Annotated in this window: 19 protein-coding genes; 5 read left to right on the plus strand and 14 right to left on the minus strand. The window is 60.1% G+C overall.

The window, feature by feature from the left end:
* Positions 1–92: 92 nt before the first annotated feature.
* Positions 93–821: a phosphatase PAP2 family protein gene (locus tag PP4_RS04445; protein ID WP_016498072.1), complete on the minus strand. Its 729-nt coding sequence runs from the start codon at positions 819–821 to the stop codon at positions 93–95.
* A gap of 183 nt (positions 822–1004) precedes the next feature.
* Here PP4_RS04445 and colR point away from each other — a divergent pair, with 183 nt between their 5' ends.
* From colR to PP4_RS04470, 5 genes are all read left to right on the plus strand, one after another.
* Positions 1005–1688 (plus strand): two-component system response regulator ColR, encoded by a 684-nt coding sequence (gene colR, locus PP4_RS04450; RefSeq protein WP_016488935.1) that lies wholly within the window; start codon positions 1005–1007, stop codon positions 1686–1688.
* Positions 1678–2988 (plus strand): sensor histidine kinase, encoded by a 1311-nt coding sequence (locus tag PP4_RS04455; protein WP_016498073.1) that lies wholly within the window; start codon positions 1678–1680, stop codon positions 2986–2988. Before colR ends, PP4_RS04455 begins: the two co-directional genes overlap by 11 nt.
* A 108-nt stretch (positions 2989–3096) precedes the next feature.
* On the plus strand, positions 3097–3777 hold the full coding sequence (locus tag PP4_RS04460) for a class I SAM-dependent methyltransferase (protein WP_016498074.1): 681 nt from the start codon (positions 3097–3099) through the stop codon (positions 3775–3777).
* Positions 3778–3783: 6 nt separating this feature from the next.
* The gene (locus tag PP4_RS04465) at positions 3784–4482 is read left to right on the plus strand and encodes a lipopolysaccharide kinase InaA family protein (RefSeq protein WP_016498075.1); all 699 of its coding nucleotides are present in this window, start codon (positions 3784–3786) and stop codon (positions 4480–4482) included.
* Positions 4482–4715, plus strand: coding sequence for a hypothetical protein (locus PP4_RS04470; RefSeq protein WP_016498076.1), 234 nt, complete (start codon positions 4482–4484; stop codon positions 4713–4715). Before PP4_RS04465 ends, PP4_RS04470 begins: the two co-directional genes overlap by 1 nt.
* An 89-nt stretch (positions 4716–4804) precedes the next feature.
* Here the strand turns inward: PP4_RS04470 and PP4_RS04475 are convergent, their stop codons facing one another.
* The 13 genes from PP4_RS04475 to PP4_RS04530 form a co-directional block, all read right to left on the minus strand.
* Complete coding sequence (locus PP4_RS04475) at positions 4805–5992, minus strand: MFS transporter (protein ID WP_041167571.1); 1188 nt, start codon at positions 5990–5992, stop codon at positions 4805–4807.
* Complete coding sequence (locus tag PP4_RS04480; RefSeq protein ID WP_080642757.1) at positions 5989–6918, minus strand: diiron oxygenase; 930 nt, start codon at positions 6916–6918, stop codon at positions 5989–5991. The genes PP4_RS04475 and PP4_RS04480 overlap by 4 nt, the downstream gene beginning before the upstream one ends.
* A 19-nt stretch (positions 6919–6937) precedes the next feature.
* Positions 6938–7981, minus strand: coding sequence for a SagB family peptide dehydrogenase (locus PP4_RS27745; protein WP_016498077.1), 1044 nt, complete (start codon positions 7979–7981; stop codon positions 6938–6940).
* A 573-nt stretch (positions 7982–8554) separates the two neighbouring features.
* Entirely contained in the window at positions 8555–11599 is a 3045-nt protein-coding gene (locus PP4_RS04485) for a multidrug efflux RND transporter permease subunit (protein ID WP_016498078.1), read from the minus strand.
* A 12-nt stretch (positions 11600–11611) separates the two neighbouring features.
* Positions 11612–12760: an efflux RND transporter periplasmic adaptor subunit gene (locus PP4_RS04490; RefSeq protein WP_016498079.1), complete on the minus strand. Its 1149-nt coding sequence runs from the start codon at positions 12758–12760 to the stop codon at positions 11612–11614.
* 235 nt (positions 12761–12995) lie between these two features.
* Positions 12996–14093, minus strand: a complete 1098-nt coding sequence (locus PP4_RS04495) for a DUF1513 domain-containing protein (RefSeq protein WP_016498080.1) — start codon at positions 14091–14093, stop codon at positions 12996–12998.
* Positions 14094–14095: 2 nt separating this feature from the next.
* Complete coding sequence (locus PP4_RS04500) at positions 14096–15160, minus strand: imelysin family protein (protein WP_016498081.1); 1065 nt, start codon at positions 15158–15160, stop codon at positions 14096–14098.
* 20 nt (positions 15161–15180) lie between these two features.
* Complete coding sequence (locus tag PP4_RS04505) at positions 15181–16608, minus strand: di-heme oxidoreductase family protein (RefSeq protein ID WP_016498082.1); 1428 nt, start codon at positions 16606–16608, stop codon at positions 15181–15183.
* A gap of 277 nt (positions 16609–16885) precedes the next feature.
* The gene (locus PP4_RS04510) at positions 16886–18223 is read right to left on the minus strand and encodes an imelysin family protein (protein WP_016498083.1); all 1338 of its coding nucleotides are present in this window, start codon (positions 18221–18223) and stop codon (positions 16886–16888) included.
* 158 nt (positions 18224–18381) lie between these two features.
* Complete coding sequence (locus PP4_RS04515; protein ID WP_016498084.1) at positions 18382–20436, minus strand: putative bifunctional diguanylate cyclase/phosphodiesterase; 2055 nt, start codon at positions 20434–20436, stop codon at positions 18382–18384.
* Between the two features lie 261 nt (positions 20437–20697).
* A complete protein-coding gene (locus PP4_RS04520; RefSeq protein ID WP_016497637.1) occupies positions 20698–21651 on the minus strand; it encodes an IS110 family transposase in 954 nt (317 codons plus the stop codon).
* Positions 21652–21938: 287 nt separating this feature from the next.
* Positions 21939–22535, minus strand: coding sequence for a superoxide dismutase (locus PP4_RS04525; RefSeq protein ID WP_012312902.1), 597 nt, complete (start codon positions 22533–22535; stop codon positions 21939–21941).
* A 238-nt stretch (positions 22536–22773) separates the two neighbouring features.
* A complete protein-coding gene (locus tag PP4_RS04530; RefSeq protein WP_016498085.1) occupies positions 22774–23373 on the minus strand; it encodes a LysE/ArgO family amino acid transporter in 600 nt (199 codons plus the stop codon).
* Between the last annotated feature and the right edge of the window lie 4 nt (positions 23374–23377).

The following is a 23377-nucleotide window of genomic DNA, read 5'->3' on the forward strand; positions in this document are numbered from 1 at the left end:
GCTCCTAAAGGTATCGCGTACAGTCCGGCATCGACGCGTACCCTTGTAGGAGCAGCCTTGTGCTGCGAATGGGCCGCGAAGCGCCCCCTCTGTCAGGCGACGCTACGCTCGACAGCTGGCGCTTCCACCACGCCCCGCCGATACAGAACCAGGTAATACGACCCCAACCCGATCAACCAGCAGAACACCGCTGTCCACACGTTGTGCGACAAGAAGTGGGCGCCCTGCATCATCCGCCCCACACCCAGCACCGATCCGGCTACCAATGCCACTACGAACGCCACCCGCGCCAACCGTGGCTTGCGATCACGCAGCATGAAGAACAGGCCGAACAAGCAGAACCCGGTCGCTGCGTGCCCACCCGGCCAGCACAGCCCTGGCTTGTCGGTGGCCGGCCGTGGCTCCAGCAACTTGCTGTAGGTTTCGGTGCCGCCAAACTGGGTCAGGCTCCACGGGCACTGCACCTGGGTCACCTTTTTCAGCGGCGTGACAAACGCCGTGGACAGGCCCAGTGCCAGCACCAGGCAGCCCAGCTCGCGGCGCCAGCCGAACAGGTGCTTCCAGAAGAAACTGGCGGTAAACATCAGCAGCGACAACACCCCCAGCAAGATCACCACCTGCTTGACCCGGTCGTGCAGGATGTTTTCCAGCAGGTAGCTGTGGCGGCCAATGAACTGCCCGGCAGCGGGGTCGAAGAACAGGTTGGCCACATCCATGTCGACCGAAGTCAGCTCCAGCAGGATCAAGGCCAGCGCGGTCGCCAAGGGTATGCCCAGGTACAGCCAGTAATTGATCGGGCGAGGGCGGGTTCGTTGCTGCATGACGGCTCCAGGGCACGAAAAAGATCGGACATTGTCGGCCGCCCGCTATCCTGTGTCCGTGAAGGATCAGTGAAAAAACCGTCAAGTGCGGTGAATTTCTCCGGGGGCTGGCACCGTGCAGGCATAGGCCTTAAGCTGCGCCTGCCGCGCACCACAGCGAGAAGCGCCGCACAGGAGAAACCGATGCGCATTCTTTTGGTTGAAGACAACCGCGATATCCTGGCCAACCTGGCCGATTACCTGGGCATGAAGGGCTACACCGTTGACTGCGCCCAAGATGGCTTGTCCGGCCTGCACCTGGCTGCCACCGAACACTACGACCTGATCGTGCTGGACATCATGCTGCCCGGCATCGATGGCTACACCCTGTGCAAGCGCCTGCGTGAAGACGCCCGCCGCGACACCCCGGTGATCATGCTTACCGCCCGCGACCAGTTGGACGACCGACTGCAAGGTTTCCGCTCCGGGGCCGACGACTACCTGCTCAAGCCGTTCGCGCTGTCGGAGCTTGCGGCGCGCATCGAAGCGGTGCTGCGTCGAGCCCAGGGCGGCGGGCGCCGTACGCTGCAGGTGTCCGACCTCAGCTACGACCTCGACACCCTGGAGGTTACCCGCCAGGGGCGCCTGCTCAAGCTCAACCCTGTCGGCCTCAAGCTGCTGGCAGTGTTGATGCAGAAAAGCCCGCACGTGTTGCGCCGCGAAGTGCTGGAAGAAGCCTTGTGGGGCGACGACTGCCCTGACAGCGACAGCCTGCGCAGCCATGTGCACCAGCTGCGCCAGGTGATCGACAAACCGTTTGAAAAACCGTTGCTGCATACCGTGCATGGCGTCGGCTATCGCCTCGCCGAGGGCCGCGATGGAGTTTAAGCAAAGCCTTGCCCAGCGCATCATCATCGCCTTTGCCTTGATGAGCGCGCTGGTGGCCGGGGCGTTCGCCTTCGGCATCGTTGCCACTGTGCACCTGGTCGAAGAGCGGTTGATTTCCTCGGTATTGGGCGGTGACCTGCAGCGCCTGCTGCGCATGGACAGCGTCAGCGACTGGAGCCACCGGCCACGCCCCGATCAGCTGTTCTACTTCAGCGGCGGGCGTGACGACTTCGAGCTGCCCAAGGACCTGCGCCACCTCGACCGGGGTTTCCACGAGGTGTTTCGCGACCAGCTGTCGTACCACGCCATGGTCGAGATCGTCGATGGCCGCCGGTATGTACTGCTGCAGGACCAGAGCGACTTCGAAGAACGCGAGCGCGTGCTGTTCGCGGTGGTGGTGGTGGGCTTCGTGCTCAGCCTGGTGCTGGCCGTCATCCTCGGCTGGCTGGTGGCGCGCCGGGTGATGGCGCCGGTGATCCGCCTGGCCCGCCAGGTGCGTCACCGCGACCAGCTGCTGGGCCTGGCCCCGCCGCTGGCACCGGACTACGCCGCAGACGAAGTCGGCCAGCTGGCAGTGGCCTTCGACGATACCCTGGGCCGCCTGCGCGATGCGCTGACCCGCGAACGGCTGTTCACCAGTGATGTCAGCCATGAGCTGCGCACGCCGTTGATGGTGCTGGCAACCTCCTGCGAACTGCTGATGGAAAACCCCAATCTCGACACCCGCGCGCGCAGCCAGGTGGAGCGCGTGGCGCGGGCCACGGAAGAGATGCGCGAGCTGGTCAAGACCTTCCTGATGCTGGCGCGTGCGCAGCGTGACGAGGGCGCGGTGGCCTCGCAGGCGACCCTTCGCGAAGTGGCTGATGAGCTGATCGGCGTGTGGCGCGACACCATCGAGCAAAAGGGCCTGACCCTGTACTTCGATGGCCGCGTCAGCGCGAGCCCGGTGCTGTACAACGCCACGTTCCTGCAGTCGGTGATGGGCAACCTGCTGCGCAATGCTGCGCACTACACCGATAGCGGCTATATCCGCCTGAGCCTGGAAGCCAACGGCTTCAGTGTGGAGGACAGCGGTGTGGGTATCCCTGAAGAGCAGCGCGAGGCCATGTTCAAGCCATTTGTACGCGGCGACGAGCGGCGCGGCGAGGGCCTGGGGCTGGGGCTTTCGCTGGTGCAGCGGATCTGTGATGACCAGGGCTGGCGCGTTACCCTCACGTCTACCTTGCCGCATGGTTGCCGCTTCCAGGTCGACCTGAGCAATACCGCGGCCAAAGGCGACCTGGACGGCATGGCCGAGTAATGGTTTGTAACAGGTCAATTGGCGCGCAACATTTTTTTCACATTGGCATGACCTGATTCCGACGCTTGCTTACCTAAGGTGAGCGGCACTGGAGTCAGGAGATGCCCAATGCGTAGCCCCATCAAGCTTGAATTTTCCGAGAAGTACGACAAAGACCATGCGCGTGAGTACTTTCTCAAGCACCAGGACGGCCTGGCGCGACGCCTTTCCCACAAGCGAGATGAGCAACTGGCGCGTCGCGCCCTGGCATTGGCTGGCGAGCCTGGCCTGGTACTGGACCTGCCGTGCGGTGCTGGCCGTTTCTGGCCGCTGCTGGCAGAAAAACCCAATCGGGTAATCATCGGTGCCGACAACTCCGAAGCCATGATCGAGACAGCGTGCGCCGCGCAACCGCCAGAAGTGGTGGCACGGGTACGCCCTTTGCAGACTTCTGCGTTTGCCATTGACCTGCCGGACAACTCGGTGGACAGCATTTTCTGTATGCGACTGTTCCACCACATTGGCGAATCCGCCCACAGAAAGACCATTCTTTCGGAATTTCAGCGGGTTAGCCGTGATAGTGTGATTCTGTCCCTGTGGGTGGATGGCAACTTCAAGGCCTGGCGCCGAAAAAAACTCGAAGAGCGTCGCAGTGCCAAGGCTGACCAGGACAATTACCAGAACCGTTTTGTGTTACCGGCCGAAACGGTCGAAGAAGAATTCAGGGCCGCAGGCTTCAGAATCCAGGAACGCCTCGACTTCCTGCCGTTCTATGCCATGTGGCGGGTTTACGTATTGCGTAAGGGGTAGTGTTTGATGGCTGTAGCCCAGAAAGGGGAGTCGCGGTTCGATTTTTACTGGCGCCAGCAAGGCGAGTGGGTGGAGGAACCTAACCAGCGCCGCGGTGGCGAGAGTGGTGTGCAACGCCTCAATGATGCCAATGGCAAGCTGCTGTATGCCAAGCGTCAGGTCGGGCATATCTACCGCAGCCTGCTGCACCCTTTTGGCCGGCCGACCGTATTGCGTGAACTCGATGCGCTGAACAGCTTCGAGCAACTGGGCGTGCGTGTACCGCGCATCGTCTTCTGTGGTGCCGAACGCGATGCCGACCACCAATGGCGTGCGCTGCTGGTGAGCGAAGCATTGGACGGGTTTATCGAACTCGACAACTGGCATGCCGAAGGTGCCCGTGAGCGTTACCCGCAGGTGGTGCATGAGCGCATGCTCAAGGACCTGGCGGACAACCTTGCGCGCATGCACCTGGGGCACTGGCAGCACGGCTGCCTGTATGGCAAGCACGTATTCATCAAGGTGATTGGCGAAGGCGAGCAAGCGCGCGTCGAAGTGGCGCTGCTGGACCTGGAAAAGTGCCGGCGGCGTATCAGTTGCCAGCGTGCGGCAGGTAACGACCTGCGCCAGCTGCGCCGCCATTCGTCGCTCAATGACGCGGAATGGCAGACGCTGCTCTACTTTTACAAGATGGCGTTTGGCAGCGCTGTCAAAGGGTTAGGGTAATGAAACTAGAAATAGCTCGAGCTTTGTTCCTGGTAGCCGGCCTGGCCGTGACCACCGTGGCGGTGGCTGCCTGGGAAGAGCCGAGGCCGACCGTGTTCAGCAAGGCTGAGATGGCCGACCAGTGCGCGTTGCCGCGGGAAGCGAAACCGCAGCAGCAGGCACAGGTCGCGCCGGATCAGGACCTTTTGCTGTTCCTGTTCGGCCTGCGTCAGGGGTTGCGGCCTTTCGGTTGAACCCTGCGGTAGCTAGAAATGCCAGAGGCCTCGCGGTTGCGGGGCCTCTGGCATTTTTGTGTCTGGCTTTCTGGCCTCTTCCGTAGAAGTTAGCAGTGCTGCATAGTATTGCCTTTGAGGCGCGTGAGCAGCAGGAAGCCGCCAAGGGCGCTGCTCAAGAACAGAATCCCCAAGCTCAATGGAAGTAGATGTTCAGCTGACGCAATCAAAGTGCCAGCGAAACCACCCCCGGCAAATAGCATTGTTGTGTTGAGCGACGCTGCTGCCCCTGCCTGCTGCGTGTAGCGGGCTAATGCTTGCGTAGCTGCAGCGGGGCGTACCAACGTCGTTCCTGCTGTACATAAAATCATCGGTATCATGAGGCCTATTAATGTCAGCCCTGCTACCCACTGCCAAATCAATAGAGCTGCACCTGCGGTGCCTATCAGTAGAAATCCCGCGCAGATCTGAGCTTGTGCGCTGACGCGATTGTTCAAGAAAGTCGCGATGGCACCACCAACGACATACGCCAGCCCGTAGGCGATGAATACCACGGAAAACTCATACGGTGTAAGGCCCAGCTGCTCCATCAGTACCAGTGGTGCAATGACGATGAAGGAAAAATGGCAGGCGAACGCTAAAGTGGCCTGTAGGGAGTACGTTACATAGAATGCGTCGCGCAACATCACAATATAGCTTTGAGCACCTGAGTTGCCCTCGGATAATACAGGTGTTTCGTTCAGTAGCACCCATGCAAGCACTATGGCTGAGAGGGCTATTCCAATAAATACAGTAAAGCTGCCTGTCCAGCCGATTGATTGTTGGAGAGCTGCACCGGCGACGGGCGAGATTGATATAAACAAACCACTTGCACTCGTCAACAAGATGCGCATGGTGTTGCGCTGCTTTCCACTATACAGGTCCTGTACAAGTGCTTGGCCGAGAACCAAGCTTCCACAGCCGGCGGCTTGCAGTAACCGAAATGCCAAAAAAAATTCATAGTCAGTTGAAATTAGGCAACCAACAGCCCCAGCAATGGATACTCCCAAGCCGACGATTAACAGTCTTTTACGCCCAGTTCGGTCAGACAGAGGGCCAATAAATATTTGCGCCACAGCTACGCCAAACGCGAATAAGCTTACAGAGTAAGCTATTTGCTTTGGTTCTACTCGGAAGGCTTCTGCAAGCGCGGGGAACGAAGGAAGGATGACGTCCAGAGGGAAAACGCCCAACAGACATAAAAGAATCAAAAGCAATGGGCGAAGAATGGTGATTTTAATGTTTTCGGCCTGGCTCATAGAAGGACGATTCCCGCCGACCTGAACTGTAACGTGTAGCCTGCATCTTTCAATAAGTCGGTGCGTCTAATTGCCGTAATCGTGATTTTTGATATTGTGGATATCCGAAGCATGCAATTATCTTTTAGATGGTCAATAACCACTTTGCCGGTAGAGGGATGGTTTTTGAAAATTGAATTTAAGAATGATTCGTCGGGGCTGCAGAAGGCGCTGAGTATTTTAATTAGAGTGGCGACGAGATGATCCTTGTGGTGGGTGGGTATTTGCGGCCAAAGTCGTACGAAGCAGTCGGAGAAAAAAATAGAATGACGTGCTTCATCATGGAGGTGGTCAATCAGCATGTTTGCCACAGGCGTGACAAGCGAGTCACGTGTTAGGTCGTATAGTTCTTGAGTTATTAGTGTTTCTGAGATAAATGCAATGCAAAAGCGGGTAATGCTTCTGAGGGTGGGAGGAGTGTTTTGTAGGATTTGGTCAAGGCTATTTATGCGCGCAGAGTTTATTCGATCTAAACAGAAGTGCTTTGCCACTTGGTCTGCAATTTCTCTAGAGAAGAGCGCGTGATAGGCCTCATCTGCATAAAGCTTTAAAGCATTTAGATGGACATCATTGTCAAAGTATTTTTTTAGATCGCCCGCCACGATGCATCGTACGGTCTCATTGATGTGCCCCATTTCAAGTTGCGTGGTGTAGTCCATGAAGTGCACGAGGTGATAGGCGTGCAGGACTAACAACTCATGTTTGGAAAGTTGCTTAACTGAATCATGTGCCAGTGCTGGACTCAGGGCGCTTGGAAACCAGCGGTCGGGTACTGACTGCGTAAGATCCTCTACGGAAAAATTATAAGCGTAAGGGCGCGAGCGTACAGCGCTCGTCATGTGCCAGTTCTTGAACACTGCACTGCTACGATGGGTGGATCTTTTCATGTCTGTACCTCGCGCTCGTCTACGATATCAGAGCCCTTAAGCAACTGGGTGTCGCATTCCCGTCGCCATAGCCACATCCAACGAAAAAAAGGACTTGCTCACTTGGGCTTTCAAGCATTAGTAGTGGTTCAATGTTAATTTCGTTTAATGCACCGGTGAGCCAGGTGCTCATTCCGCGATCAGTGGCTGCTAGTTGGAAAGTCTGTGCTGCATGGCCAACTTCTATCAGGGCCATTCTATAAGCGCGCGAATGCTCATATTTCCACCACAGTTTGTCGAATCTGGAACTCAAAAATAATCCAGCGGATATGTGATTGGCGAAGTGTTGGCCAGATAATAAATCACCTAGAGCGGAAGGCAGATGACTTCGCCATTGAAGCTGATGTTGCCGTGGATTGTAGTAATAAATTCCAGGTTCAAGACTGTCCACGTTATTTACATATACGTAGCCTTCTGTAGCGTTAAGCCCACCAACTGAAGGGCTGGCGCGGCGCATTAAGTAGTCATCTACTTCCTCTATGCCGTTGTCCGCGGTTCTATGTCTAATAAAACCTAGCGTGTGATGCAAGATTTCGGAAAGATCAGGCAAGGAAATCGGTAGTCGCTGAAAATCTCTGATGGTTGCTCGTTTGCTGAATATTTTGTCAGTTGCAAAGGAATGTCGCGGAGTAGGGAGTGGAATGCCGTTATCGTCTCCGCGCGAACTGGCTAATAGAATCTTATTGTTCAGTACGGAGTTGCAATGTTCAAGGTATTGTAGCGCCCACTCCTTCTCGTTTGAAGGTTGTTGTTCTATAGTGATGTCTTTAGTTCCGAAATGGAATATTCTTGATAGAATATCCCAACCCCAGTCTGGATTGTCGTCAGCATCCTCGATGAAAACCTTGCAACGCTTAAGGTCTTCGGTTAGGTCGTCATTTAATTTTTCGGGATCTTTCTCGTAAATTAGGTGTATTAACCGGTCTGCGTGGTCCCTTGATAATTCGAACTGTTTATGATTTTTGAAATCCCAGCAGATTAGAGTGTTATTCATAGCGATAAAAAAGCAGTCTTTACTTATCATGGCTCCTCCTTAGACTGAAGGGCAGGCCGGCACTGCTCTTCAGTGTTTATGGGTAGGGCTTATTTGGTTTTTTTGACTAGGTGCGCCATGTTCGCCAATTTGGTGCATTCCATCTTAATGGTTTTCATATTGATTTATCCATGTGTGCGTCGCGTCATTGCGACGTCTTTGATAATAGCGGTAAGTCCAAGATGTACAAGCTGAAGAGGGTGGCGAAATTTCTGACTAAGTTGTAGGATTTTTTACCAAGGTCATTTCCAAGAGTGTTTGAATTATGCTGGAAGACGTCTGGCTCGCGGGTGTCCTGCCATTCTGAGTCTAATAGTTACCGGGCAAAGTGGATGAGAGGGTCGTTCAGTATTTCACTGGCGAGCAGTAAGATCAGACATGAATCTGAATGATGTGGAGCCTGTGGGCGGTAATTATTAGATTGTGTTGCGTAGAAGTGATTTTCTCTCGGCTTTCTGTACCCATACAGCCTCTTCGCGGGCTTGCCCGCTCCCACAGGTACTGCACCCGTGTCAGGCCCGATGTCCTATCTGTGGGATCGGGCAAGCCCGCGAAGGGGCCGGGTCAGGCTGTTACAGGTTCCTTGGCTTTGGTCTTGTGTGCCAGCAGTGTGTAGATACAAGGCAGCACAAACAAGGTAAACAGCGTACCAATCGACATCCCGGTGGCGATCACCGTCCCGATGTCAAAACGGCTGACCGCCCCGGCGCCGGTCGCCAGAATCAGCGGTACCATGCCGAACACCATTGCCGCCGTTGTCATCAGCACTGGCCGCAGGCGAATCGCCGCCGCTTCCTCGATCGCCTCGCGCACGCTCAGGCCGCGTTCCTCACGCAGCTGGTTGGCGAACTCGACGATGAGGATACCGTGCTTGCTGATCAGCCCGATCAAGGTCACCAGCCCGACCTGGGTGTAGATATTCATGCTCGATATACCCAGGAACAGCGGCAGCAGCGCCCCGCAGATCGACAATGGCACCGTCACCAGGATCACCAGCGGGTCGCGGAAACTTTCAAACTGTGCTGCCAGCACCAGGAAGATGATCGCCAGTGCCAGGCCGAAGGTAACCCACAGCGCGCTGCCTTCTTGAACGTACTGGCGGGCCACGCCGGCGTAGTCGAAGGCAAAGCCTTCCGGGGCCTCTTCGCGGGCGATGTCCTGCACCGTCTTCAGCGCTTCGCCCAGGCTGACCATGGGCACGCCCTGGATTATCGCCGAGTTCAACTGCTGAAACTGGTTGAGCTGGCGCGGGCGGGCGCGGTCGGTGAGGGTGATCAGGGTCGACAGCGGCAGCAGTTGGCCCTGGTCGTTCTTCACGTAGTAGTTGTTCAGCCAGCCGGGGTTGTCACGGTACAGCCGCTCGACCTGGGCTATCACCTTGTAGCTGCGCCCTTCCAGCGTGAACCGGTTGATTTCCGCCTCGCCCAGCAAGGTTGCCAGCGTGCCGCCCAAGGCGTCCATCGACACCCCCATCTGCGCTGCTTTCGCCCGGTCGATGTCGACCACCACTTCGGGCTTGTCGAAGGCCAGGTCGATGTCGAGGAAGGCGAACTTGCCCGACTCCTGGGCGCGGGTCTTGATGCGCTGGGCCACTTCCAGCAGTGCCGGGTAGTCACCTGCGGTATTGATCACGAACTGGAACGGCAGGCCCTCACCGGTACCGGGCAGGGAGGGCAGGTTGAAGCCGAAGATCTGCAGGCCGCCGATTTCCTCCAGTTTGGCCTGCACCAGTGGCAACAGCTCCATCTGTGTGCGCTCGCGCTCGTTCCAGGGTTTGAGCAGGAAGCCGCCGATACCCGTCTGCACGCCATTGAAACCGTTGATCTGGAAGGATGAGTAGTATTCGGGGAAGGCCTTGAACAGCGGGGTGAACTCGTCGGTATAGGCGTTGAGGTAATCGAGGTTGGCCGGCTGCGGCGAGCTGCTCATCATGAAGATCACGCCCTGGTCTTCGTTGGGCGCCAGTTCGTTCTGGGTGAACTTGAGCAGCACCGGGATCAGGCACAGGATGATCACCGCAAACACCAGCACCACCGGGCGGCTATCCAGGGTGGCGTGCAACAGGCGCTGGTAGCGCACCTTCAGGCGCTCGAAGATCTTGTCCAGGCGATGGGCGAGGCCGCTGGGGTTCTGCTCCTGGCGCAGCAGCAGGGCGCACATCATCGGTGACAGGGTGAGGGCCACGATGCCGGAGATGACCACCGCCCCGGCCAAGGTCAGGGCGAACTCCTTGAACAAGGCCCCTGTGAGCCCGGTGAGGAAGCCGATGGGTGCATACACGGCGGCCAGAGTGATGGTCATCGACACCACCGGCATGGCGATCTCGCGGGCGCCCTCCAGTGCCGCGTCGAACGGCGACTTGCCTTCTTCCATGTGCCGGTGGATGTTCTCCACCACGACAATGGCATCGTCCACCACCAGGCCGATGGCCAGCACCATGGCCAGCAGGGTCAGCAGGTTGAGCGAGTAGCCCATCATCTGCATGAAAAACAGCACGCCGATCATCGACAGCGGAATGGTCACCACCGGGATCAGCACCGAGCGAAGGGCACCGAGGAACAGGAACACCACCACGATCACGATCAATACCGCTTCACCTAGGGTCTTGATCACTTCGTCGATGGAGGCCTGGATGAACAGCGTGGCGTCGTAGGCGATCGACACCTTCAGCGCCGAGGGCAGCTGGCTTTCCAGCTCAGGCATGATACGCCGCACTTCCTTGATCACTTCCAGCGGGTTGGAGGCCGGGGTGGCCTTGATGCCGATATACACCGATGGCGTGCCGTCGAACGAGCTGACCGTGTCGTAGTTTTCTGCGCCCATCTCTACCCGCGCCACATCGCCCAGCAGCACGCGGCTGTCGCCGCTGGTCTTGACCGGCAGCGCGGCGAACGCTTCGGCCGACTTCAGCTCGGTACTGGCGTTGATACTGGTAACCACGTATTCGCCTTTTACCTCACCGGCAGCAGAGAGGAAGTTGTAGCGGCGTACGGCATTGGTCACGTCGGTGGCCGACAGGCCGAAGCCGGCCAGCTTCACCGGGTCGATCCAGATACGCATGGCAAACACCTGGTTGCCGAGAATTTCCGCCTCGGCCATGCCTGGCAACGTGGCCAGCTTGGGCTGGATGACCCGTGACAGGTAGTCGGTGATCTGCGGGTTGCTCATTTCCTTGCTGTAGAAACTCACGTACATCAGCGCCGAGGCATCGGCAGCCTCCTTGCTCAGCACTGGGTCTTCGGAGTCCTGAGGGAGTTTGTTGCGCACTTCGTTGGCCTTGGCCAGCAGCTCGGTGAACAGCCGGTCGCTGTCGGCACCGATGCGCGCGTAGATGGAAATGATCGAGAAGTTCTGCCGGCTCACCGAGGTCATGTAGTCGATGCCTTCGGCACTTGCCAGGCTTTGCTGCAGCGGCTGGGTGATGTAGCCCTGGATGGTCTCGGCGTTGGCCCCGGGATAAGCCGTGGTTACCGTGATCAGGGCGTTTTCCATTTGTGGGTACTGGCGGATCTGCAGCTTGTTCCAGGCCTGGAAGCCCAGCAGCAAGATCAGCAGGCTGACCACGCTGGCCAGTACCGGGCGACGGATAAACGGATCGGTAAACGCCATGCCAGCCTCCTGTCAGTCCTTGCCCGTCGCGCCCTGTTCGGGCTTGAGGGCTTTGTCCTGGCCGATGCGGATCGCGGCGCCCGGGGTGAGCTTCAGTTGCCCGGCGGTGACCACCTGTTCGCCGGCTTGCAGGCCCTTGCTGACCACCACCACGCCGTCGCGGCGCTCGCCGGTTTGGACCGTGCGTTGTTCGGCGACCAGCTGGGGTTGGCCCTTGTCGTCGTTTTCTGGCTTGCCGTCCTTGTCCTTCTTCGGCGCGGCGACGTACACCGAATTGCCGTACAGGGTGTAGGTAATGGCGCTTTCCGGCACTACCACTTGCGGTTGCGGGTTGGGCAGCAGGATCAGCAGGTTGGCGAACATGCCTGGCAGCAGCTTGCCGTCGGGGTTGGCCAAGGTGGCACGCACCAGCAGGTTGCGCGTGGTTTCCTCGACCTTGGGGTTGATGGCACTGAGGCTGGCGGGGAAGGTCTGGCCCGGGTAGGCGGCCACCTGCAACAGCACCTGCTGGCCCAGGCTCAACTTCGGCAGGGCCTGCTCCGGCACATTGAAGTCTACGTACAGGCTGGACGTGTCCTGCAGGGTGGCGATCATCGTGCCGGCGGCCAGGTACTGGCCGATGTCCACCTGGCGGATACCGATAGTGCCGCTGAACGGGGCGTTGATGCTCTTCTTGATCTTCTGCGCCTTGAGCTGCTCGACCACCGCCTGGTTTCGGCGGTACTGGGAGCTAAGGCGGTCGAACTCGCCACGGGAGATGGCCGAGTCGCCGACCAGTTGGCTGCCACGGCCAAAATCCACCTTGGCCAGGCCCAGGTCTGCCTGGGCGGTGCCGAGCAGGGCCGTTTCCTGGTCGTCGTTGAGTTGCAGCAGCAATTGCCCGGCCTTGACCTGCTGGCCCGAGTCGAAGTGCAGGGCTTTGACGATACCTTCCACCTCCAGGCTCAGCTCCACACCCTGCAGTGCCTTGAGGCTGCCGACGGCGGGCAGGCGCTCTTGCCACTGACGCTGTTCGGCCAAGGCTGCCGCTACGGTGATGGGCGGCTTGGGGGCAGTGAACATCTGGATCTGCTGATAGATCGAGAAAGCCTTGTAGCCCCCCAGGGCCAGCACGATCAGCAGAACCACGGCCAACATGATCAGCATGCGGCGGCGCAGCATAGGTCCGGTTCCTTGGATACGGTTGTTATTAGCCTGGACACGACAACGGGCGATCCTGCCCACGTGTGGATGGGGGAAGTATTGACTGTTTTTTGATTGAAGGGGAGTGAATTGTCTGAACCGGCCCCATCGCCGGCAAGCCAGCTCCCACAGGTACACCACAGGTCCTGAAACCTGCGGTGTACCTGTGGGAGCTGGCTTGCCGGCGATGGGGCCGGTGAAGGCAGCGGATCAATCAGACGAGATGCAGGTGGTTGTCCCAGAAGCCGGATGGCAGGTTCATCGGTTGCCCGACCAGTTCGGCCTTGCGGCAATCGTAGAACCGGCAACGGCCCTGCCCGGAGGTGACGACAAAGCCGTCTTTCACCGCGCCAACCCCTGCGCAATCAGGCATGGGTGCATCCAGGCGAACTGCGCCGCTGTCCAGGTCCCAGACAAACAGGCGGTTGGCCCGGGGCGCGGTCAGTGCCACCAGCCGCAGTTCGCTGTGGATGGCAACGCTTGCGGTGTACTGGGCCATGGCCTGCAACTGCCGCTCTGGCACCGGGAAGGCCTTGAACGGCTCGCCCGGGCGCTTGATCGCCAGCAGCTCGGCAGTTTCATCGGCATCGCCCATGAACTGCTGGCAGGCAGCGATGGTGCCATCGCTGCCCACCGCCAGGTGGCGCACGCTGTTCATCTGCTGGGCCAGGGTTTCCTTGCTCAGCAGGGTGCCGTCGCGTTGCATCAGCACCAGGCTCGGCTGCATGGCGTCAAGGTTCATCTCCACCCGGCTTTCGGCTTCGGTGCGAATACCGCCGTTGGCCACGATCAGCGTTTCGCCATCGGGCAGCCAGGCCACCTCGTGCGGGCCAATGCCGTGGGTCGGGATCTCACCGGTGTGTACCAGGCGTTCACCTTCGAAGCGGTACACGCCGAGCACGCCCCGGCCCGGGTCGGTGGTGTCGTTCTCGGTGGCATACAGCCATTCGCCGCCTTTGTGCACCACGGCGTGGCCGTAGAAGTGTCGGTTCGGCTGCGAGACTACCGTTTGCAGCAGGCGCCCGTCGCGCAAGTCGACCAGGTAGCTTTCGGTACCGGGGCGACGGGCGACGAACAGGGCGATCGGCTGCTCGGGGTGGTGAATGATGGCATGGCAACGCTGCGCGACCTGGGTGCTGAACACCTCGGTGCCGTCCAGGCGGAAACCGACGGCATAGTGCTTGCCGTCGCCGTCGTCACGCGCCGAGAGCAGCAAGGGTTCGCTGCCTTTGTTGCGGAACAGGCTCCAGCCGCCCAAGGTGAGGGCGCTGAGCAATACGCTACCGAGTTTGAGTGCCTGGCGTCGCAGCATGATCAGTCACCGTCGTTGGCATTGAAGCCCAGCTGGATGTTCAACGCCTTGGCCAGCTCGCCTTCGTGCAGGCGGTGGACGACGTTGAGGCTGTCGTAGATCTGGTTGAGGGTTTGCTGGCCAGCGTCGTCGGCCAACAACTCACCGAGGGTTTTCTGGTTGTCGGCCAGCAGTTTGAGCGAGGTAGCGTAGGCGGCGTCGATCTTGTCCGCCAGCGCTTTCTGATCGCTGGGCAGCAGGCCGCGCAGGCCCTGGTTGTCGACCCCGACCCAAACGGTTTCGGCGGCCTTGAGGGTGGCCTCCAGGCTTTTCAGCGAGTTGTGGCTGCGCCAGGCTTCGGCTTGCAGCGGCTGCGCGATGCCCTTGCTCTGGCGACCCATCGGCGCACCCAGCTTCTTCTTCAGGGTATCCAGGGCGGTGACCTGGGAGCGCAGCAGGTCGGCGATTGCCTCGTGGGAATCGGCGTAGCGCTGGTTCGGGAACTTGGTCATCTGCGAAAGCATGCCGTCGGTGCTGTTCCAGCCCTTGAGGATCTCCTCGGCCAGGACCTTCTGGTGTTCACCGATGGCCACCAGCAGCGGGCAGTAGCGGGCTTTCTGCTCGGCCGTGGCGATGTCCGGCTTGCTGTCGAACAGGATGTACTCGTAGGCCGACAGGCCACGTACCACAACGCTGGACTTGCCCAGGGAGGCGGCATCGACCGGCTTGTCGCCGTTGACCAGCTGTTCGACCTGGCGGCCGACCAGGTTCTTCTTGTCGGGCCAGAACTGTACCTGCCAGGCGCGGTTGCCTTCGGCCAGCGGGCCGACCAGCAGCGGCTGCAACTCGGCCCAGGCCTTTTGCGCGTTGAGGAAGTCGGCGCGGGCCTTGTCCAGGTCTTCCTTGCCTTCGCAGTAGGCCAGGGCGCTGGCGGCTAGCGCGCGATCGGCTTCGACCCAGCGGCTGTAGGTGGGCAGAATGACCTGTTTGGCGATGGCGGCAGAGGTCACTGCTTGCGGATCCTGCGGCGAGCAGGCACCGAGGGCGAGTGCGGCGAGGCTGGTGAACAACAGTTTGGGTCGGAACATGCCCGGCTCCTTTGCGCGTTTTAAAGTGAGTTCAGGAACGCCAGCAACGCGGCGCGTTGCTCGGCATTGAAAGTGAGTACGAAATTGCGTGCCGCGTCGGCTTCGCCACCATGCCAGAGCACGGCTTCAAGCAGGTTGCGGGCGCGGCCGTCGTGCAGGAACTGGCTGTGGCCGCTGACCGTTTCGTTCAGGCCCACGCCCCACAGGGGCGGGGTCCGCCAGTCCTGGCCGTTGGCGGCAAATTCGGTGCGTTCGTCAGCCAGGCCCGGGCCCATGTCATGCAGCAGCAGGTCGGTGTAAGGACGGATGACCTGGTTGGCCAGCTCTGGCTCGGCGGCATCGGCGGCGGTGGTGAACTGCGGAGTGTGGCAGCCCTGACAGCCGGCCTGGTAGAACAGGTTCTTGCCCGCCAGCACCTGCGGCGCGTTCACATCGCGGCGGGCCGGTACGGCCAGGTTGCGGGTGTAGAAGGTGACCAGGCGCAGGATGTTGTCGCTGACTTCCTTTTCGCCATCGGCACCGTCACCGTTGGGCGCGGCCAGGCAGTCGGCCTGGGCAGGGGTGCAATCGTCCTTGGGTTGCAGGGTACTGGTCAGGCCCATGTCGCCGACAAAGGCGTGCACGTTCTGCTGGTTGACGTTGGGCTGCCCGGCCTTCCAGCCGAAGCGACCGACCACGGTCTTGCCCTGGGCGTCGTCCCACACCCGGTTGGCCCGCCCGCGAATGCCGTCGCGGTTGTGGTCGTCCGGGTCTTCGTTGGCCAGCAGGTCGGCTTCGGGGATGGCTTCGAGCAGGCCCAGGCCGATCATCGGGGGGGCTACCCGCGCCGAAAAACGGGTGTCGGGGTGCATCACGCCATAGCCGAGCTGGGTAATCTGCAGGGTTGGCTTGCGCAGCTCTACCTGGTGGCCGTCCTTGAACGACACGGTTTCCTGGGTGTAGCTCACCCGCACCTTGCCTTCTGGCGCCACGCCAGGGATGGCCATGTCCTGCAACTGGGTGCCGTACACCGGCTCCGGCACCACGCCGAGGCGCTCGATGACCTTGGCGAGGTAGGGCTGGTCGGGGATCGACAGGCGTACCAGCATGCCCACCGCGTTGCTGTCATCCGGCTCTGGCGGGTGGCCACGGCCATCGCGCACATGGCAGTTCTGGCAGGCGTTGGTGTTGAACAGCGGGCCCAGGCCATCACGTGCGGTGGTGGTGGACGGGGCGATCACCCAGGGGTTGCGGAAGAAGCTGTTGCCCACGGCGAAGTCCAGGCGCCGCTCGGGCGAGAGGTTGGCCGAGGGCAATGAATAGGCGTTGCGGTCGCTGCGCTGCACGGTCGCCTTGCCACCCGACAACGCTTCGCCGGGCTCGGCCTGGGTGAAACGCGGGGCGTCGTCACAGGCGGCGAGGGCAAGGGTTAGCAGCAGGGGGGAAAGTCGGGACAGCGACGAGGACATCAAGGATCCTGGGCGTGAGCGAAAACCGGCGTGCAAGCTTAGCAAAGTGGGGGTGTTTGAATAAGAGCAATTTGCAATTGCTGGATGAAATCGGTGTCAGTTGGCCAGTGTTTGTGGTGGCCTGGTCGGGCCCTATCGCCGGCAAGCCAGCTCTTACAGCTAAACCAGCAGCCTCAAAAACTGTTGAGTACCTGTGGGAGCTAGCTTGCCGGCGATAGGGCCAGATGCCAAAAAGGCGCCCCGAAGGCCGCCTTTTCTGAGAACCGCTGCAGCAAGATCAGAATTCGTGATCTGCGGTGTCCGGGTTCAGGTTGGCAATACCCAGCTTGCCTGCAGCCTGCTCGATCGCACCGGTCTGCTTGACCAGGGCGGCGATGGCGTCACGCACGATCTGGTTGCCGGCTGCGTTGTCGGCGGCGATCAGCTGGTCGTAGTGCTCGCCTTTGAGGGCGTGGTCGACGATCACCTGGATCTTGGCTTCGGTGGCTTCCAGGTCGGCCTTGAGGGTGGCGTCGGCGGCCGGGTCAGCCTTGGCTACCAGCGACGACAGGCTCGGGCCGGTCACCTTGGTGCCGTCCGGGCGGGTGTACTCGCCCAGGTAGACGTTGCGGATGCCTTTGGCGTCATAGAAGTGCGAGTAGTGGGTGTTGTCGCTGAAGCAGTCCTGCTCGTCTTCCGGCGAGTTGGCTTCCAGCGAAACTTTCATGCGCTCGCCAGCCAGTTCACCCAGCGACAGGCTGCCCATGCCGAACAGCATCTTGCGCAGGCCGTCGTTGACAGGCTCCGCTTCCAGCGTGGCACGGTAGTTGTCGGCAACGTTCGGCGCCCAGTTGCCGACCATCTCTTCGAGGTCCTTGACCAGCAGGTCGGTGACCGCTTTCAGGTAGGCACGGCGGCGATCGTTGTGGCCGCCAGTGGCGCCCTGGCCTTCCAGGTAGTCCGACGCAGGACGATTACCAGCGCCTGGGCCGGTGCCGTTCAGGTCCTGGCCCCAGAGCAGGAACTCGATGGCGTGGTAGCCGGTGGCGACGTTGGCTTCAGAACCGCCCAGTTCGTTCAGGCTGGCCAGCTTCTCGGGGGTGATGTCCTTGACGTCGACCTTCTCTTCGCCCACCTGGATCTCGGTGTTGGCGATGATGTTGGCGCCGGCGGCCGGGTTGCCCAAGGCGTGCTCGTAGCTCTTGTCGACGTAGTCGATCAGGCCTTCGTCCAGCGGCCAGGCGTTCACCTGGCCTTCCCAGTCGTCGATGATGGTGTTGCCGAAGCGGAAGGCCTCGGTCTGCAGGTACGGTACGCGCGCGGCGACCCAGGCTTCCTTGGCGGCCTTCAGGGTTTCGTCGTTGGGCTTGGCCAGGAACGCGTCGACTGCGGTCTGCAGCGCCTTGGCGGTGCTCAGCGAGTCGCTGTACACGGCGTAGACAATTTCGGCGTAGTGCTTGACCACGGCTTTGCCGGCGGCTTCGTCGACAGCCCCTGGCGCAGCAGCGGTGGTGCTGGCGGCAGCAGCAGGTGCCTGGGCTTGCGGCGCGGCGGCTTTGTCGTCCTTTTCACCGCAACCGGCGAGAGCGATGGCAATGGCCAGCAGACTGGCGGAGGCCAGAGGCATTCGAATCATTATTGGTTTTCCTGCATCGTGTGGTTGGACCAAGGGGTGGACCGTGCGCCGTGGCACGCGAAACCGCAACATCATGCGAAAGATTTGCATTTGCTGTAAAGGGGCGGGCGCGCAATTCATGTAATTGCCGGTCACAGCCTGTAACCCGGCAGGCCGGCTCAGAGCATCGAAACCTGATTCCGCTGCGCCTGCTTGAGGAAACTGGTCAGCTCTCGGGCCGACAGCGGCTTGCTGTAGTGATAGCCCTGGCCCTCGTGGCAGCCCTGGGCAACGATGTAGGTTTCCTGTTCGGCGGTTTCCACCCCTTCGGCAATCACCTGCATGCCCAGGCTCTTGCCCAGCTGGATGATGGCCCGAACGATGGTGGCGTCGTCATCGTCGTCGAGCAGGTCCTGAACGAAGCTCTTGTCGATCTTGATCTTGTCCAGCGGCAGTGATTTCAGGTAGCTGAGCGACGAATAGCCTGTGCCGAAGTCGTCGATGGCAATCAACGCCCCGGAGCGGCGCAGGCTCAGCAGGTGCTGGGCGGCCGTGCTGATGTCTTCCATCAGGCCGGTCTCGGTCACTTCCAGCTCCAGGCTGCGTGGCGGCAGGCGGTAGGCCTGCAGCAGGTTGTTGACCACCCGCGGCAGTTCGCTGTGGTGCAGCTGCACGGTGGACAGGTTGACCGCCATGCGCAGCTCGCTGAAGCCTTGGTCGTGCCATTCGCGCAGTTGCCGGCAGGCCTGGTCCAGTACCCATTCGCCGATGCTGATGATGCTGCCGTTCTGTTCGGCCAGCGGAATGAACTGGTCCGGCGGGACCATGCCCAGCTCCGGGTGCTGCCAGCGCAGCAGCGCCTCGACGCCGACCACGCGGTGGTCGCGGTAGCTGATCTGTGGCTGGTACACCAGGTACAGCTGGTTGCGCGGCAGGGCTTCGCGCAGGTCCTTTTCCAGCTCGCGGCGGCGACGCATCTCGCTGTCGACGCTGGCGATGTAGAACTGGTAGCGGTTGCGCGAACGGGCCTTGGCCAGGGTCATGGTCTGTTCGGCTTTCTGCAGCAGCTTCTCGGTGCTGTCGCCGTCTTCGGGGAACAGGGTGATGCCGATGGTGGCGCGCAGGCGGATCTGCTGGTGGTGGTCGAGGTCGAAGGGCACTTCCAGGTCGTCGAGGATGCTTTGCGCCAGTTCGGCCGCCTCGTACGGCTGCTCGATATTGGCCTGCACCAGGGCAAACTGGTCACCGCCCAGCCGCGCCAAAGCGCCCAGGCGGCCGCTGTGGGCCCGCAGGCGGTCGGCCAGGGCCAATAGCAGTTGGTCACCGACCTGGTAGCTGAACTGCTCGTTGATGCCCTTGAAGTCGTCCAGACCCACGCAGAGCACCGCCACACGGTGTTGCAGGCGGCCGCCGTCGACGAGAATCTTGTCCAGTTGCTGCTGCAGTTGCTGGCGGTTGGGCAGGCCGGTGAGGAAATCGTACTGGGCCATGCGCTGCAGGCTGTTTTCGGCTTCATGGCGCAAGTGGGTATTGCGCTCGATCGATGCCAGCAACTGGTTGGCGGTATTGACCCAGAGGCCCAGTTCGTTCTTTTCGTGGCCCTTGAGTAGCGGTATCTGGTGCTGGCTGGGGCGGTCGGGGTTGATCTGGGTGAGGTGCTCGATGATCTTGGACAGCGGCTTGGTTAGCAGCCAGTGGTAGACCAGGTACAGCACCAGGCCCATGGCTAAGGCCCGCAGTACGCCGGAAATGAAGATGATCACCGCGTTGATCAGGAAGTCTTCGCCGTAGGACGAGGTGTCCAGGGTAATGCTCAGGTCGCCGTAATATTCGCTGTAGGGGCCGCGGCCGACCAGTTGCGTGGTGTAGGTGCGTTCCTGGCCGAGGATCGGGTCGGTCAGCCAGCGCATGGACATGTCCTGCAGCGGGCGGGACTTTTCTGCCAGCATGGTTTCGTTGGGGTGGCCGATGGACGCCATGCGCACCGACTCGTCCTGGAACAGGCCTTCCATCACCTGCATGCCCATTTCGCGGTCGAGGCTGTACACCGCCTGGGTGGAGGGGTCGCGGAACATGTCGAGGATGCGCTGGGCATCGTTGTTCACGGCCTGGCGGGTCTTGTAAGTGTCGTAGACAATTTGCGCACAGCTGAGCACGACGCCAACCGCCAACGCCGACAGCAGCACGACCCTGAGCAACTTGACCGACAAGCTGTTCCGCAATTCCAGCTTCAATGGGGTTTCCTTAATCCATGCGCATGGCATCATTTTGCCATCAACGATGACGATACACTACCGGCCGATCATGAGCAGTGTATCGGTTGCCTGACCCCGCAACTTGAGTGCGCTGTGTCAATCTTCCAGAGGTTTGATGTTAGCGCGGTATACGGGCTGAGCAAGCAAAACCGTGCCGGCCTCTTCGCGGGCACGCCCGCTCCCGCAGGGATAACATCAAGTTCACCGGCAGCGCCGTATCTGTGGGAGATTCTATGGTTTTCAGCAAGGCGCTTTCCCACCCTTGGTGACATATTCGTCCTGATTCTTCATCAGGGCGAATGCCACTCGTGCAAGCTTCCTGGCCAGGATTACCAACGCCTGGGTTGTTGCTTTACCCGCATTGCGATGCTGTTCGTAGAGCCCTTTCCAAGTGGCCGTCCGGCTGGCTGACATCGCCGCGTTATGCAGCAGGCGACGGATTTCTGAGCAGCCTCGCTTGGTAAGGCGACGACGTCCATTCTTCTGCCCAGAATCAATCACTCGTAGATCCATTCCCAGGAATGCAATGTACGAATCACTGCTCTTGAACTCGCCCCGCATAAAAGCCATTACCAAGGCAGTGGCCGTGAGAAACCCAATACCCTCTACCGCCTGGCAGCGAGCAACTTGCTCGTGCAGCCCTGCTTCGCGCAGCACTTCTTTAATTTTCTTTTGGATCAACAAATCCAGCCGGTCTATCGATTTTACAAAGGTTGTGAAGGCGGCTTTCAAAAGGGCTTCATTAGCCCAGCTCTGAGTCATCGCCGTGCGGGCAGTCACCAAGGCCGCTCGGCGTCGCAGAAGGCTCTGAAGCTTGCCGTAGACGGCGGGAGGGGGAGTCCAAGGGCGGAGGTCTTCCCCCTCGTTTCTCAAAAAACGGGACAACAACCGAGCATCAGTGGGGTCCGTTTTTACCCGTACACCCACGCTTTTGCGGTAGTTGCTCAGTTGGAATCCATCAATGACATAGACCTCGAAACCCAGGCTATGGGCCAGCTCAACCAAGTCCAGGTGGTAAACATTGGTCGCCTCAACAGCAATTGCCGTGTTGAGAGGCTGTTGCTTCAGCCATTTCTTGATTTCTGGTTTGGTATTTTTCACCTTGATGATCTCATCGCGATCATCGTGATGAATCACTAACTCAGCTTTCGCGACATCCGCACCGACGATCAATTTGCCAACCTGCATTGCCACGGGAGCCTCCTCACGTTATGGTTTTTTGGCTTGAAGGGGTTTCACCAAGAGGCGCTGGCTTGCTTCTATCGTCGTTTGCAAACGATGCATTCTTTATCGGCGCTTTGGTGGAAGGGGTGGGGCGATGTCTCCCACGGTCTGTACTGCTGTGAACAGTCAGAATCGGGCATTTAGTCCCACCACCCCTTCAAGTCTAACCATACAAGCGGGCATGCCCGCGAAGAGGCCGGCACAGGCATAAAAAAACCCGGCGCATGGCCGGGTCTTTACGTTCAGGGCTGAAGGACTCAGGCCTTGAAGGTCTTGCCTTCGAACTGCTCGGCAACGAAGGCCCAGTTGACCAGGTTCCAGAACGCCTCGACGTACTTCGGACGCAGGTTGCGGTAGTCGATGTAGTAGGCGTGTTCCCAGACGTCGCAGGTCAGCAGCGGGGTGTCGCCGCTGGTCAGCGGGCAACCGGCGCCGATGGTGCTGGCCAGGGCCAGGGAACCGTCAGCTTTCTTCACCAGCCAGCCCCAGCCGGAACCGAAGGTGCCAACCGAAGTCTTGGTGAACTCTTCCTTGAACTTGTCGAAGGAACCGAAAGCGGCGTTGATGGCTTCAGCCAGGGCACCGGTAGGCTGGCCGCCGCCGTTTGGCGACAGGCAGTTCCAGTAGAAGGTGTGGTTCCAGACCTGAGCGGCGTTGTTGAAGATGCCGCCCGAAGAGCTCTTGACGATCTCTTCCAGGGTCTTGCCTTCGAATTCGGTGCCTGGGACCAGGTTGTTCAGGTTCACGACATAGGTGTTGTGGTGCTTGTCGTGGTGATACTCCAGGGTTTCCTTGGAGATGTGCGGCTGCAGGGCATCGTGGGCGTACGGCAGCGGCGGCAATTCAAAAGCCATGGTGGATCTCCTGATTCAGGTCTAGTTCGCGGTTTGCGCAGGGCCGATCACGGGCGGCCCTATGAGCGTCGGCGAGTTTGTACTCTTTGCGACGCAAGGGGTCGATCATAGCACCAGCCCCGGCGCATAACCACGCAACAAACATAGGGAATAGAGGTTCCGCAGCGGTTGGCGGGTACCGACCAGTGGTGGTCGTTTCCAGGCCAACCGATGTGTGCCGGGCCATGCAGGCCAGAGCTCAGTTGAAGATCAACTGCGCCGCCACCGCGAACATCATCACCGCCACCATCAGGTCGAGCATGCGCCAGGTCGCCGGGCGGGCCAGCCACGGTGCCAGCCAGGCCGCCCCTATCGCCAGTGTCGAGAACCAAATCAGCGAGGCACTGGCCGCCCCGGCCACATAGGCGCCAGGCTCGGTCTGCTGGGCGCCCAGCGAGCCGATCAGCAACACCGTATCAAGGTAGACGTGCGGGTTCAGCAGCGTTACCGCCAGCGCACTGAGCAGTACGGCACGGCGCGAGCGCATGCCTTGGCCTTCCTGGTGCTGCAGGCTTTGTTTGGAAAAGGCACTGCGCAGGGCTTTGGCGCCGTACCATATGAGGAACAACGCGCCGCCCCAGCGCGCAACGGCCAGCAAGGTCGGGTTTTGCGCCAGCACAGTGGCCAGGCCGAATACCCCGGCAGCCACCAGCAGCGCGTCACAGACAATGCACAGCGCCGCTACCGGCAGGTGATGCTCGCGGCGCAGGCTCTGGGCGAGGACGAAGGCATTCTGGGTGCCGATGGCCATGATCAGGCCGAAGGCCACCAGCATGCCGTTGAGATAGCTTTGCCACATGGCG

This window comes from Pseudomonas putida NBRC 14164, assembly GCF_000412675.1.
Taxonomy (GTDB): domain Bacteria; phylum Pseudomonadota; class Gammaproteobacteria; order Pseudomonadales; family Pseudomonadaceae; genus Aquipseudomonas; species Aquipseudomonas putida.